Below are 13663 nucleotides of genomic sequence, written 5' to 3'. Positions count from 1 at the left end.
CGGCGCGGGGGGGGGGGGCGGCGAGCAATCGTGAAGCTTGAAAATCACAAAGCGAACAGAACACCCCAAACCCCTTCGAAAAGTTTGGGGAAATCAGCGAAAACGATAGGAAAATCAAAATGAAGAAGAAAGCGCTGGCGCTCCCTAGGGGAATCGAACCCCTGTTTCAGCCTTGAGAGGGCCGCGTCCTAACCGCTAGACGAAGGGAGCGTGAGGGGTACGACATAGCCGCGAATTCCGCCGGCGGCAAGGTGAGATTCACGGGTTTCAAACGGCTTCGGCAACGCCGTCCTGGCGAAAACCCGGGGCCCAAAGGCAAATCGGAGCTGACGGGATTCGTTAACTGAACCCTGCGGCTTTGGGTGCCGAGTTGCGCTTCGCTTGTCCGGGACCACAGCGGAGTTATGCGTCGCGACTGCGGCCCACCTCACGGCTCATTGGCAAATTTCAGCTTCCCGGCCGGCTTCAAGGTGTGGGCATCGAAGGTGCGGATCTCGATGATCCCGCCGACATCCAGCGTGACCACGAGGCGGTCGCCGGCGACGCCGGTCGAGACGATCCTGGCGCCCTTGGGCAGGGTGGCGGTGACGTCGCTGGCCGCTTCGACCGCCCTTCCCTCGGACTTGAAAAGGCGGTAGCCCACCGCGATCACCACGGCGCAGATCGCCAGCGCCGTGGTCAACCCCGCGATCAGCATCATCCGCCGCACCCGCGCGAACAACGCGGCCTGCTCGGGGGTCGGCTCGGGAACAGCGGTATCAGACGTCGTCATGGAAAGCTCTGGGTCAGCGCAAAGGTTGGAGGTCGTGGTCGCCGGCGATGAGGGCTCGGCGCGGCTCGACCGCGTGCTGGCGGCGCGCCTGCCGGAGCTGTCGCGATCGAGGCTGAAAGCCCTGATCCTGGCGGGCGCAGTGCACCTGAAGGCCTCCGCGGTCCGCGACCCCGCTTATCACGTCGCATCCGGCGATACGATCATAATCGACGTGCCGGAGGCGGTGCCTGCGGAGCCCAAGGGGGAGGACATCGCCCTCGATATCGTGTTCGAGGACGACGACATCGTCGTCCTCAACAAGCCCAAGGGGCTGGTGGTGCACCCCGCGGCCGGCCACGAGACCGGCACCCTTGTGAACGCGCTGATCGCCCATTGCGGCGCCTCGCTGTCGGGCATCGGCGGGGTGCGCCGGCCCGGCATCGTGCACCGGCTCGACAAGGACACGACGGGGCTGATGGTGGTCGCCAAGAACGACCTTGCCCATGCCTCACTGACCGCCCAATTCGCCGATCACGGCCGCACCGGCGCGATGCGCCGCGGCTACATGGCCTTCGCCTGGGGCGTTCCGAACCGGCACCGCGGCACCGTCGATGCGCCGATCGACCGCCATCCGCACGCGCGCGAGAAGATGGCGGTGCGCCAAGGCGGCCGCGAGGCGGTGACGCACTGGGAGATTCTTGAGAGCTTCAATGGACGCGACGGCAAGGGCGTCGCCGCCCTGCTCGCCTGCGAGCTCGAGACCGGCCGCACCCATCAGATCCGCGTCCACCTTGCCCATATCGGCCACCCGCTGATGGGCGATGCCGTCTATGGCCCGCATTTCAAGACCAAAGCCAACCAGCTCGGCCCCGAGTCGCAAGCCGCGTTGGCGGCGCTTGGGCGACAGGCCTTACATGCTTACCTGCTGGTATTGGAGCACCCGAGGACAGGAGAACTTCTGCACTGGGAAGCGCCTCTGCCGGAGGATTTGCTTCTCCTTCAAAGCGCCCTCAAAGCGGCGCTATGACGCAGGCCGCTTCAGAAAGTCTTTACATTACAAAAAGTTATAGCTGCCACACGGGGACGTGACGTCAGCAATCCTTCCCTTTCCGCCCCCCGATGGGGTATATTGCCCCTGCGTTGAAATGATCAACGCGGAACATCGCAGCTACGGCCGGCTTTAACACAGCGGTCGTCTGCCTGGCCCGCCGCTATCGGGGGCCTGAACCTTTGGAGGGCGCACTATGGCCCGTACCGCTGCTTTGCCGGTCCTCAATGGAGAATCCGGCCTTTCTCGCTACCTCGCCGAGATCCGCAAGTTTCCGATGCTGGAACCCCAGCAGGAATACATGCTCGCCAAGCGTTGGCGCGAGCATGACGATCGCGACGCGGCACACCAACTCGTCACCAGCCACCTCCGCCTCGTGGCCAAGATCGCCATGGGCTATCGCGGCTATGGCCTGCCGATCTCCGAGGTCGTCTCGGAAGGCAATGTCGGCCTGATGCAGGCGGTGAAGCGTTTCGAACCCGAGAAGGGGTTCCGTCTCGCCACCTACGCCATGTGGTGGATCAAGGCGTCGATTCAAGAGTACATCCTGCGTTCCTGGTCGCTCGTGAAGATGGGCACTACCGCGAACCAGAAGAAGCTGTTCTTCAACCTGCGCAAGGCGAAGAGCAAGATCAACGCGCTGGACGAAGGCGATCTCCGCCCCGACCAGGTGCAGATGATCGCCAAGCGCCTCGGCGTCACCGATCAGGACGTGATCGACATGAACCGCCGCCTCGGTGGCGACGCGTCGCTCAACGCGCCGATCCGCGACGACGGCGAAGCCGGCGAATGGCAGGACTGGCTGGTCGACAACACGCCCAACCAGGAAGCCATGATGGCGGAGCACGAGGAGTATGATCATCGCCGTGACGCGCTGAACGGCGCCATGGGCGTGCTCAACCCGCGCGAACGCCGCATCTTCGAGGCCCGCCGCCTCGCCGATGAGCCGATGACGCTGGAGGACCTCGCCGCCGAGTTCGGCGTGTCGCGCGAACGCGTCCGCCAGATCGAGGTCCGCGCCTTCGAGAAGGTGCAGTCCGCGGTCAAGGGCACGATCGCGAAGCAGGAACAGGCTGCGCTGGAAGCCGCGCACTGAACGACGGCCCAGCGCCAGAGATTGGCGGATCGAAAGAGACGAAAAGCCGGCGGCAACGCCGGCTTTTTTGTTTTGGACTTGAGAGGATCAATGCTCCATGCTCGCTGCAGGAGACGTATGCGCCCAGATGTTGCTTACCTTGAGCGCACCGCCGACGCCGTACTAACTCACTCTCCCCATTCCCTTGCCAGCGTCGCGAGCGTGCAGCCTTCGCAATAGCGCGCGTCCTTGTAGTCGATCCAGTTGTGCGCATAGACGCGACCAGCCGGGATGTCGTAGCGCGCGCGCAGCACCTTGACGAGGATCTTCCAGGCCGCGACCTGTGCTTCGGTCGGGGCCGCCGTCACGTCGGGATAGTTGCCGGCGAACTCGACGCCGATCGAATTGTCGCGCACGACCTGACGATAGGTCGGCCTGTTGTCGATGTATTTGTTGTCGTTGCGGTTGGCGCCGTCGCCATGGGTCGGCACCAGGTTTTCGGCGACCGCCCAATAGACCGTGCCGTCGGTCTCGACCCAGATCGTGACGCCGCGCCGCGTCGGGTTCTTCGCCTGCGCTTGCGCGCCGCCGCGCGCCGAGCCCGCTGGTCCCTCGGTCTGGTGCACGATGATGTTGCGCCAGGCTCTTGCGTTGCGGACGTCGCCCCATGGCGCCAGCCAGACGATCTTCAAGCCGGGGATGTCGGGCGTGCCGGAGGCGCGCGCGAGTTTTGCGAGCTCGGCGTCGGCTGCAACGGCTGGTGCGGTCAAGAAGAGTGCGGCGAGGAGGAACGCGAGCAGGCGGGACATCATCATGCGGGTCCAATGACGGACCCCAATCGTAGCAGGCTTTACGCGAATGTGCGCTTGCCCTCGGCCAGCCTGATCGGCTCCGGCGCGAGCGGCGGAGCGGGATCATAGACCGCAAAATCGTTCTTGCCGTCCTTCTTGGCGGCATAGAGGGCGTGGTCGGCGTTGGCCATCAGTCGGTCCGGGAATTCTCCGATGCCGCGATCCCACTGCGCGACCCCGATCGAGATCGCGATCGGAATGTCGCTGCCGGTGCAACCGGCGGCATCCCGACGGCAGACCTCGAGCACGCGGCGGGCGATCGCGGCAGCCTCGCGCAACGACGAGGACGGCAGCACGACGCAGAACTCGTCGCCGCCGGTGCGGGCGAGCATGTCGCCGGGCCGGAGGCGCGTCTGCGCCATCAAGGTGAAGTGCTTGAGGCAGGCATCGCCGGCGGCATGGCCATGGGTGTCGTTGATGGTCTTGAAGCCGTCGAGGTCGATCACCAGCAGCGAGAACGGCTCACCGCTGCGCGCTGATCGGGCGCATTCCTCGGACAGGCGCTGCAGCAGATGGCGCCGGTTGGCAACGCCGGTGAGATCGTCGAGCAGCGCAAGGTCGGCGACCTCGCCCCGCAGCCGGTCCATCGCCATCAGCAGGAAACCGAAATTGAGCGTCATCGACAGGAACAGCAGCCCCAGCACCATGACGGCATGGTTCTGACCGCCCGCGACCGCCGAGAAATCATGGCCGAGCAGGTTGCCCAGGACGCGCGTGCAGAACGTCGCGACCATGGCGGTGATGACGATGCCGGACAGCCGGGCTCCCGGGCTAACTCGGCCTTCCGGTGGCGACAGCAACAGACCCAGCGAGCGCAACAGCGGCAAACACTGCCCGAGCGTGTAGCAGAGCATCCGCAGCGGCATGTGATCGAAACCGAACTTGAAGAAAGCGGCGCCGCAGAGGCTCAAGACGCCGGTCGCGAGCATAAATCGCCAGGACACTGGCCGACCATAGAAGCGTTGGATGCCCATTGCGGCGAAGCAGCTCGCCGCGATGATGCCGGCGCCGCCGATCAGAAGCGGCATAGGGGACATGGCCAAGAGGCCAATCAGGGCGACCATCGCGCCGGCCGCACCGACGAAGGCCGATGCCATCCAGAACCGCGCAGCCGCGAATTTCGGATAGGAGCGCGTCACGTAGGCCCAGATCAGGCCGAGCGCGAGGAAGTTGACGATGAAGACCGTCCAGAGTGTCGGTACGTTCAGCATGGCGAGCGCAGCGCGCGCAGCGTCGCGTCCCCCATTCCTGGCAGCCGTTCGTCCATGACCCGCCCCCGTTTTCTTGCGGGGAAGAATGCGCGGGTTGCACTTAACGGAGTCTCACTGGAATCCTTCAAAGCGCGCCTTTGGTTTTGGATTCATGAACGGCGCAGTCGCGTTCTCGGATCGTTAGGCATTTCGCTGCCGTCGCGGCGCGACACGCTTGATGCGGATTCGCGCGGCAAAATCACCCGAAAATGCATCTGAGCTGTGGATAACGCGATGACGGAGATATGACAGCGCGGGGCAGCCGGCTCCGAATCTGCTGAGTTTGTGGTCGAGGATGTTGCGAGGCTGGCCCTCCGCCGAGCATGCCTCGAGTCGCGTTCCACCATTAACCCTTAAGAGGATACTATGGCTAAGAAAGCGAAGAAGGCGGCGAAGAAGAAGGCGAAAAAGGCCAAGAAGGCGAAGAAGAAGTAACGAGGCTTCTGTTCTTTGCCCGGGTGGGGTTCTCGCTCCGCCCGGGCTTCGGGTGGCATCGATCGGGTTTGAAGATGGCGGGCGGCGGGCCCGCTTTTTTATTGCCTCACTCCGCTCTCTCGCTCCCTCTTCCCACGCTTGCGGGAGAGGCGAAGAGACGCCTACCGCTCGGCAAACGCCAGCTTGGCGCCGAGCGCGGCGAAGCCGGCGGCAAAGCTGCGCCGCAGCCAGGCCATGACGCGGGGACGGGAGATGACGCGCTCGCGCACCGCAGCGGCGAGGAAGCCGTAGAGGACGAACACCGCAAAGGTCATCGCCATGAAGGCGCCGCTCAATTCCAGCATGCGCGCCAGCACATGGGCCTCCTCCGCCGCGATGAACTGCGGCAGGAAGGCGAGGAAGAAGATCGACAGCTTTGGATTGAGGATATTGATCAGAAAGCCGGTGACAATGACGCGGCCACTCGATCGCTCCTTGATCTCGCCGCTAACCGCGAGCGTCCCCGCCTCGCGCAGCGCCTGCCAGGACATATAGAGCAGATAGGCGACCCCGCACCATTTCAGCGCGGCGAAGGCAAGCGCGCTGGTGTGGAGCACGGCCGCAAGGCCGAGCATCGCCGCCACCATGTGCGGCACGATTCCGAGCGTGCAGCCGAAGGCGGCGGCTATGCTGGCCTGCGAGCCGCGGGTCAGCGCCGCGGCCAGCGTGTAAAGCACGCCGGTGCCGGGCGAAGCGATGACGATCAGCGAGGTGAGCAGGAAGGACAAGGTCATTGGCTGACCTTATCACCACTGGCTCGCGGCGAGAAAGCGAGCTCTCTGGCGAGCCGTCAGGACAGCTGAGCGATCTCGGCCTCGCGCAGCACGTCGAGCGGCGCCCAGGGCTTGGCCCAGAACTTGGCGCCGTCGGGCAAGGGCTGCTTCAAGGGGCGGCCGGAAGTGACGACGACATCGAGCTTCGGATTGCGGTGCTTGGCCACGTGCGCGAGCTCGACGCCGTTCATGCGGCCGGCAAGCTGGATGTCGGTCAGCATCAGACAGAGCGAGCCGGCGCTCGTGTCGAGGACGCGCTCCGCCGCCTCGGCGCTCTCGCACTGGATGACTTGGTAGCCGCTCTCTTCCAGGAGGACGCAAAGCATCTCCCGCTGCATGGCGTCGTCCTCAACGATCAGCGCTGTCGCGCGAAATGGCGTCGCTTGTCCCATCGGCAGCTCCCAATGCATGCCTCCATAACACATGTTAAAAACCCGAAGCCGGCAACGGTTCGGTTTCATTTCAAAAAAAGTGATTGATGGTTCCGCCGATTGGACTCGACGGGGAAAGCATGACCGGGACGAGGCGCAGCGGCGCCACCTCACACTCCGCTGTCCTTCCCCGCGAAAGCGGGGAATCCGGTACGCCGCGGTTTATCGATCGAACCACAACCATCTCGGACTGGATCGCCCGGTCAAACGGCCGATGAAACCGATTATGTGAAGCTCTATTGCCCCATCAATCGGTCGGCGAAATACCCGATCGTCTTGCGATAGACCACCGCCCTGTTCCACTCGCGCATCGCCTCGAAATTGGCGGTGCCCTCGCCATAGGGCTGGCCCATCTTGAAGCCGCTCATGTGCAAGAGGTTCGCGGTCGAGGCGAGCACGTCGGGGACGCTGTGGCGGAGGTCGACATGGCCGTCGCCGTCGAAATCGACGCCGTATTTGATGTAGGACGACGGCAGGAACTGGGTCTGGCCGATCTCGCCGGCATAGGCGCCGATGAGGTCGCGCAGCGGCAGGTCGCCGCGCTGCACGATTTTGAGCGCCGCGAGCAGCTCGCCCTGGAACAGATCGGTGCGGCGGCAATCATGCGCGAGTGTCGCCAGCGTGCGGATCACCGGCAGCTTGCCCATGTCGCCCTTGCCGAAATCGCTCTCCAGCCCCCAGATCGCGACCAGGATGTAGCGGGGCACGCCGAACTGCTGCTCGATGCGCGACAGCAGCGCAGCATGGCGCTGCAGCAGAGCCCGTCCGCCATTGATGCGGCCGGGGCCGACGCGGGTCGAGACATACTGCTCGAAGCTCTTATTGAAGGTGTGGCGCTGGCGCCGGTCGAAGGCGAGCACGGCGCCATCAGGCGTCACGCCGCCGAGCGCCGCGCTCGTCACGCTCGCGGAGACGCCGGCCGCCTGCGCCTCCGCGGCCATGCCGGCAATGAAGCTGTTGAAGTCGCCGCCGCAGCGGGCGGCCTGCGCCGGCCCGCCGGCCAGAGTCACGACCAACGCGGCGGCGAAAAGCAGTCTCAGCATGTGGAGCAATCCCCCAAAATCCCAGCGCGAAGCAGTGCGCGATCATGCCCGGGAACACTGCGAGCGTCAAAGCGCAACGGCTTGAAGCGCAAGGCTTGATCCGCATCAAACTGTCTCACGCCCTGCTTTCTAAACTGAGCGAAACAGGAGAGCCGCACATGACCGGAATTACCTTGACCGCCGAGCAGGTCCGCAATGCCCCCGCCGTGGTGCGGCAATGGATCGAGCAGGAGGTGATCGCCGCGCTCGGCCTCGCGCCGCCGACGCCCGCGGCCGCACCGGCGCAGGCTGCCCATCTCATCGCCTGCAGCGTGGAGGACATGGCTGGCGTGCTCGAGCACATCCGCGGCTTGCTTCCCGCGGTGAACGTGCTGTTCGAGCTCGGCCGCCCCGGCATCAGCTTCGGCCGTCCCGCGGTGATGACGTTCCGCCTGATGGACATCCTGCATCACACGCGCCTCTCGGACGTCGGCCAGGTCATGACATGTCTCTGGAACAGGTGCAGGCCAACGCACTTTCCTTACAGAGCGCGTCGCTCTAGCCGCATTGCATGCGCAAAAAGAAGATGAACAGGATGATTTGGTAACCAAAACAATCGTTTCGATGCGGGGCTGCATCACACGTCAAAACCAACACAGATCCGATGCGCTCGCTGCGACATCGACACCACCACGATTTGCCTTGCCATCGCGGGGCGCAATCGATAGAATTCTATTTTAGGTTGTCACCCCACCAGCCCCGGGCGACGCTGAGGACCAGGATAAACGGCGGGCTTCGGCCCGCCGTTTATTGAGCGCCATGCGAGTTGCGACCTCGGAATCGAACTCACTTGGTCTGTTTCGCGATCCAGGATGCGTTCTCCGCCGCCAGAATATTTTCGCAGTCGTTGACGAAGTCCGAGAGCGGTTGCTTCGCGCCGTCCACGCGTCGCTGCAGCTGCAATGCAGTTGCGCGATACGTGACCACGAGAAAGCTATAACGCTCCGCCTCGATATGGGCGATGACGGCGCCGCCGAGGGTCGTGAGCACGGCCGTAAGGGCGGCGAGATCGAAGTGGACGCCCAGAATAACCGGCTTGGCAACGACGCTGGCAATGGCCGTGAGCAGCGTCGCGGCTGCCGCCAGAGCCATCTCGAGGGACCTGAGTCGCCAGGCCGTCGACTGGTACTCCTTGGCCCGATTCTCATAGAATGCGATCTGCTTGTTCGCGCGCTTCGCCACATACTCGTCGATCCCAAGAAAAACGCGCGGCGATGATCCCTGGTCCTTGGCCGGGATTTGCTGTTCGAGCAAGTCTTTGGCCTCTTCATCGATCTTCTGAAGCTCGGCGCGGAGAACGTCGTCCGCCTTGGCCGGATCGTCATAGGGCGCAGTCTTCGTCGCATATCGGTAGGCCTCACGCTTCAAGCGTTCCGAGATTGCGCGGGAGCGAACCCAGGCAATGACGCGCTCGGAGCCCAGCAGGCGGTGCGTGAAGAAAGTCGCGAATGCGAGGCATATTGCTGCCGTGATCGCGACCCAGGTGCGGGGATTGGCATTCCCTTCCTGCAGCTGGCTCGCCACTGCCGCCAGAACCGCGCCCAGTGACGACAGAGCGAAGACAAACCACCGCGCGCGATCGATCGTCGACTTCATCCCGTTTGCGGTGGTCGACCATTTGGCCTGACTATCCGCAACGGACTCCAAGATGGTCATCGTCGTTTCCTCCAAGATGCTTCGATTGAACACGAGGTGTCAGGGCATTTGACGCGGTGGGCGTTGCGCCTCGCCTCTGAACCAGCGGAGGCCCGTTCGGTCACTCCGGCGGCAATTTCTTCTCCAGCTCTTCGAAGCCCGTCTTGAATCCCGGAAGCTCACTCTCTGCGGGTAGCAGCCCGCGCATAGCGTCGATGAAGCTCTTGCGTTGCCAATTGACCGTGTCCAGATCCGCAAATCCATCCTTGGCGATCTTGAGAAAGGCAGCGGCATCCCCTTGATACAGCCTGATCTCCGCCAGATCGAAGTAGCACCAGGGTCGATCGAACGGCGGCTGCTGCTTCAGCTGCGCCTCCCGGACGCGGGCGGCACGCGCCAGCGCGAGCTGGTCCGACTCGGACAGGGCAAGACGTCCGTTGACTTGCGCACGCAGCTTCAACGCGTTGAGCAGCGGATACGGATGTCCGCCCGAAGCCTTCATCGACTCCTCATAGGCCGCAAGTGCAGGCACAAGGCGCCCTGCACGTCTGAGGACGCCGCCAAGGGAGGCGAGAGCGTCGAATCCCTTCGGGTTGAGTCTGATCGCCTCGCGAATGGATGTTTCGCCGGGCGCGGGATCGGAATCGAGTGGCGGCCGTTTGGCGATTTGCGCGACCTTGTTCTCGGCGACTCCCTTCTCGCGCCAGGCTTCGCTATAGGTCGGCGACGCGGCCGCCGCAGCGGTGAATTGTTCGAGCGCTTCGTCCCATATGTCGTTGTCTCGGCATAACAGGCCGAGCTTCATCCGCGGCAACGGATTGTTGGGATCGGCCGCAACCACTTGGCGATAGATCTCCATCGCGCCGGTGACGTTGTAGGCGCGGATCTCGTTTTCGGCCTGTGTCAACAAGTCGTTGACCGGCGGAGACTGCCGCTGCTCGTCGAGGGCCTGCCGTACCGGACTGTCGATCCGGTTTCGCTTGAGCGACTCTGTCAACACCTGCGTGATCAGCGCCCGCGATTTCTGGGCCTCCGTAGCAGGCGCATATTCGTAGGGAAAAGCCTTGATCGACGCGATATCAAAGGGCGGGGCGGAGTTGCCCTGGCGGAAGATCGCCGTGCCGGCCTCACGAGCGCGGTGCCGAACCCCGAGCTCGTAGGCGACGTTGAAGTTGAGCCCGCTGAGGTCGGCCAACGCGAAGCGCGAGTACTCCAAATACTCGAACATGTCCTGCGTGATCAGTGCCGTGAAGAAGTCCTGATCGGTACGCCGCGGCTCGAGCTTGCCGCCCTCGGGCAGGTCGACCGCGGCAATGGCGGGGAGAAAGATGTCACTGTAGATCACATCGAAATCGACATCCTTGTCGCCGACTTTCTTCAAACCGAACGGCATGATGACGAAGCAGATCTTGGAATAATCGATGGCCGTATTGGGCATATCACGCGCTCCCAAAATGCAGCGGAGCAATTGAAAGCTTCATGTTCCTCCAAGGTCAACCTCAGGTCAAGTGTGGGCTTCAAGGAAAACGCGGAGGCTTCGCCCCGCTCGGCAGGAGCCCACCTATGCAAGCCGCAAAGTCATTTGACTGCGGCGTCCTGATCGACGACAAGCCGCCATGGCCAAGAAACCCGGAACCAACCCGAAAGGCGAATTCGCCTTCTTCAACGTCGTCTATGAAGACGGCTCCCAGCGCTCAAACCGCCGCGTGCCCGCCGAGCTGCTCGGCGGCCTCGACGGCGACGAACCCGCCCGCCGCTTCATCATGGAGCAGGACCGCGAGATCGCGGAAAAGAGCGGCCGACCGGCGTTGGAGATCAAGCGGATCGAGCGGGTGGGGGCGAGGAAGAAATAGGCCTTCAGCCTCTCCCGTCATTGCGAGCGCAGCGAAGCAATCCAGAAAACCCTCCGTAGAAAGACTCTGGATTGCTTCGCCGCGCTCGCAATGACGACAAATGAAAAACGGCGGGTCAAGGCCCGCCGTTTGCTTTGAATCGCTGTCTACGATCAATTATCCAAGAAGCTCCGCAGCTTCCTCGACCGCGACGGATGCTTCAGCTTCCGTAGCGCCTTCGCCTCGATCTGCCTGATACGCTCGCGCGTGACCGAGAACTGCTGGCCGACTTCTTCCAGCGTGTGGTCGGTGTTCATGCCGATGCCGAAGCGCATGCGCAGCACGCGTTCTTCGCGCGGCGTCAGGGACGCCAGCACGCGCGTGGTGGTCTCGCGCAAATTGGACTGGATCGCGGCGTCGATGGGGAGGATCGCGTTCTTGTCCTCGATGAAATCGCCGAGATGTGAATCCTCTTCGTCACCGACCGGCGTTTCCAGCGACAGCGGCTCCTTGGCGATCTTGAGGACTTTTCGCACCTTCTCCAGCGGCATACCGAGCTTTTCCGCTAGCTCTTCCGGGGTCGGCTCGCGGCCGATCTCGTTGAGCATCTGGCGGCTCGTGCGCACGATCTTGTTGATCGTCTCGATCATGTGCACGGGGATGCGGATGGTGCGGGCCTGGTCCGCAATCGAGCGGGTGATCGCCTGCCGGATCCACCACGTGGCGTAGGTCGAGAACTTGTAGCCGCGGCGATACTCGAACTTGTCGACCGCCTTCATCAGGCCGATGTTGCCTTCCTGGATCAGGTCGAGGAACTGCAGGCCGCGGTTGGTGTACTTCTTGGCAATCGAGATCACGAGGCGGAGGTTGGCTTCCACCATCTCCTTCTTGGCCTGGCGTGCCTCGCGCTCGCCCTTCTGCACGGAGTGCACGATCTTGCGGAATTCACCGATCTCGAGGCCGGTCAGGGCTGCGAGCTGATGCACCTCGTGGCGGAGGTCCTTGATGCGGTCCTTCTCGTGATGGACGAAGTTCTTCCAGCCCTTGGCCGACAGTTTCGAGACGCGATTGAGCCAGCGCGGATCGAGCTCCGAGCCGGTGTAGTTGCGCAAGAAGTCCTCGCGCGCGACGCCATGGCTGTCGGCAAGGCGCATCAGGCGGCCCTCATGCGAGACGAGGCGCTTGTTGATGTCGTAGAGCTGCTCGACGAGGCTGTCGATGCGCGCCTGGTTGAGGCGCAGCGACTTCACCTCGACGATGATCTCGTCCTTGAGCTTCTTGTACTTGCGCTCCTGGTGCGGCGACAGCGACTCGTTCTGGAGCTGGTTCTGGATGTCCTGCTCCTGAAGCTTGCGCAGCTTCTTGTAGCTGTCGGCGATCTTGTCGAAGATCTCGACCACCTTCGGCTTGAGCTCGGCCTCGATCGCCGCGAGCGACATCTGGTTCTCGAACTCGTCGTCGTCCATGTCGGCTTCGGCCGCGGCCTCGCCCGGATCCTTGTCCTCGCCTTCGCCGCCGGCGGCAGGCGCGGCGCGGAACGGGGTCGGCGCCGGCGGCGCTGCGGGCGGAGCGACATGCGCAGGCGCGGCGGCTGCCGCCGCGGCCTCGCCACCCTCGGCCGGCGCTTCGCCGTTCTCACCGGTGGGACCTGCAATCATCGCAGTGTTCATGCCGCCCTTGGCATCGGGGCCGGCATAGGTCGCTTCGAGATCGATGATGTCGCGGAGGAAAATCTTGCCTTCGTTGAGCTCGTCGCGCCAGATGATGATGGCCTGGAAGGTCAGCGGGCTTTCGCAGAGGCCCGCGATCATCGCCTCGCGGCCGGCTTCGATGCGCTTGGCGATCGCGATTTCGCCCTCGCGCGAGAGCAGCTCGACCGTGCCCATCTCGCGCAGATACATGCGCACCGGATCGTCGGTGCGCTCGCCCGGCTCGCTCTTCTTGACCTCGGTGACGGCCTTCTGGGTGACCTCGACGAGCTCGTTATCGGTGTCGTCGTCGGCCTCGTCCTTCTCTTCCTCGCCTTCGGTGTCGTCGGCTTCGGTGACGTTGATGCCCATGTCCGAGAGCATCGACATGATGTCCTCGATCTGTTCGGGCGAGGTCTGGTCGGAGGGGAGGACTTCGTTGAGCTGATCGAAGGTCACGAAGCCGCGCTTCTTGGCCTGCTTGATCATCTTCTTCACGGCCGCGTCGGACAGGTCGAGCAAGGGCGAGGGCGCGTCCTGGGAGTCCTTCTCCGGCGCATCCGCTGCCTTGTCGTCTTTTTCCTTGTCCTTCGCCTGCAGCGTCTTTGCCTTGGTGGCCATCCATTGCTCCTAAACGCGCTTCATGCGAGACGCCCGCCGCGCCTGCGTGAATTCACTTGATCCTGTTGCTCGACGCTCTCGCTTCGGCAGCTCTCGACACGGAAAGGGCGGCGCACAAACCTCTCGCCACCCCCAACTTTCTCTCGCCGGAA

At 63.6% G+C, this 13663-nt stretch carries 13 protein-coding genes and 1 tRNA gene; 4 read left to right on the top strand and 10 right to left on the bottom strand.

What is annotated here, in order from left to right:
- Positions 1 to 135: 135 nt before the first annotated feature.
- A tRNA-Glu gene (locus tag BRAD3257_RS06055) sits at positions 136 to 210 on the bottom strand.
- A gap of 217 nt (positions 211 to 427) precedes the next feature.
- On the bottom strand, positions 428 to 772 hold the full coding sequence (locus BRAD3257_RS06050; protein WP_122401093.1) for a hypothetical protein: 345 nt from the start codon (positions 770 to 772) through the stop codon (positions 428 to 430).
- Here BRAD3257_RS06050 and BRAD3257_RS06045 point away from each other — a divergent pair.
- Together BRAD3257_RS06045 and rpoH are read left to right on the top strand one after the other, a co-directional pair.
- The gene (locus BRAD3257_RS06045; protein WP_122401092.1) at positions 771 to 1778 is read left to right on the top strand and encodes an RluA family pseudouridine synthase; all 1008 of its coding nucleotides are present in this window, start codon (positions 771 to 773) and stop codon (positions 1776 to 1778) included. The two genes, BRAD3257_RS06050 and BRAD3257_RS06045, sit on opposite strands and share 2 nt — an antisense overlap.
- A 217-nt stretch (positions 1779 to 1995) precedes the next feature.
- The gene (gene rpoH / locus BRAD3257_RS06040; RefSeq protein ID WP_122401091.1) at positions 1996 to 2895 is read left to right on the top strand and encodes an RNA polymerase sigma factor RpoH; all 900 of its coding nucleotides are present in this window, start codon (positions 1996 to 1998) and stop codon (positions 2893 to 2895) included.
- Between the two features lie 167 nt (positions 2896 to 3062).
- Here rpoH and BRAD3257_RS06035 read toward each other — a convergent pair whose 3' ends face one another.
- From BRAD3257_RS06035 to BRAD3257_RS06015, 5 genes are all read right to left on the bottom strand, one after another.
- Positions 3063 to 3689, bottom strand: coding sequence for a peptidoglycan recognition protein family protein (locus BRAD3257_RS06035; RefSeq protein WP_122401090.1), 627 nt, complete (start codon positions 3687 to 3689; stop codon positions 3063 to 3065).
- A gap of 35 nt (positions 3690 to 3724) precedes the next feature.
- A complete protein-coding gene (locus tag BRAD3257_RS06030; RefSeq protein WP_122401089.1) occupies positions 3725 to 4936 on the bottom strand; it encodes a GGDEF domain-containing protein in 1212 nt (403 codons plus the stop codon).
- Between the two features lie 635 nt (positions 4937 to 5571).
- The gene (locus BRAD3257_RS06025) at positions 5572 to 6183 is read right to left on the bottom strand and encodes a LysE family translocator (RefSeq protein ID WP_122401088.1); all 612 of its coding nucleotides are present in this window, start codon (positions 6181 to 6183) and stop codon (positions 5572 to 5574) included.
- Positions 6184 to 6239: 56 nt separating this feature from the next.
- Positions 6240 to 6614, bottom strand: coding sequence for a response regulator (locus BRAD3257_RS06020; RefSeq protein ID WP_122406398.1), 375 nt, complete (start codon positions 6612 to 6614; stop codon positions 6240 to 6242).
- A 275-nt stretch (positions 6615 to 6889) separates the two neighbouring features.
- Positions 6890 to 7696, bottom strand: a complete 807-nt coding sequence (locus BRAD3257_RS06015; RefSeq protein WP_122401087.1) for a lytic murein transglycosylase — start codon at positions 7694 to 7696, stop codon at positions 6890 to 6892.
- Positions 7697 to 7854: 158 nt separating this feature from the next.
- Here BRAD3257_RS06015 and BRAD3257_RS06010 point away from each other — a divergent pair, with 158 nt between their 5' ends.
- The gene (locus BRAD3257_RS06010) at positions 7855 to 8265 is read left to right on the top strand and encodes a hypothetical protein (protein ID WP_244607867.1); all 411 of its coding nucleotides are present in this window, start codon (positions 7855 to 7857) and stop codon (positions 8263 to 8265) included.
- 256 nt (positions 8266 to 8521) lie between these two features.
- Here BRAD3257_RS06010 and BRAD3257_RS06005 read toward each other — a convergent pair whose 3' ends face one another.
- Together BRAD3257_RS06005 and BRAD3257_RS06000 are read right to left on the bottom strand one after the other, a co-directional pair.
- Positions 8522 to 9406, bottom strand: a complete 885-nt coding sequence (locus BRAD3257_RS06005) for a DUF4231 domain-containing protein (RefSeq protein ID WP_145986952.1) — start codon at positions 9404 to 9406, stop codon at positions 8522 to 8524.
- A gap of 85 nt (positions 9407 to 9491) precedes the next feature.
- The gene (locus BRAD3257_RS06000; protein ID WP_122401085.1) at positions 9492 to 10808 is read right to left on the bottom strand and encodes a tetratricopeptide repeat protein; all 1317 of its coding nucleotides are present in this window, start codon (positions 10806 to 10808) and stop codon (positions 9492 to 9494) included.
- A gap of 178 nt (positions 10809 to 10986) precedes the next feature.
- Here BRAD3257_RS06000 and BRAD3257_RS05995 point away from each other — a divergent pair, with 178 nt between their 5' ends.
- Positions 10987 to 11223, top strand: coding sequence for a hypothetical protein (locus tag BRAD3257_RS05995; RefSeq protein WP_122401084.1), 237 nt, complete (start codon positions 10987 to 10989; stop codon positions 11221 to 11223).
- Positions 11224 to 11375: 152 nt separating this feature from the next.
- Here BRAD3257_RS05995 and rpoD read toward each other — a convergent pair whose 3' ends face one another.
- On the bottom strand, positions 11376 to 13511 hold the full coding sequence (rpoD, locus tag BRAD3257_RS05990) for an RNA polymerase sigma factor RpoD (RefSeq protein WP_122401083.1): 2136 nt from the start codon (positions 13509 to 13511) through the stop codon (positions 11376 to 11378).
- Between the last annotated feature and the right edge of the window lie 152 nt (positions 13512 to 13663).

The sequence above is a fragment of the Bradyrhizobium vignae genome, assembly GCF_900324035.1.
GTDB lineage: Bacteria > Pseudomonadota > Alphaproteobacteria > Rhizobiales > Xanthobacteraceae > Bradyrhizobium > Bradyrhizobium vignae.
This window is presented reverse-complemented; position numbering and strand designations above follow the sequence as displayed.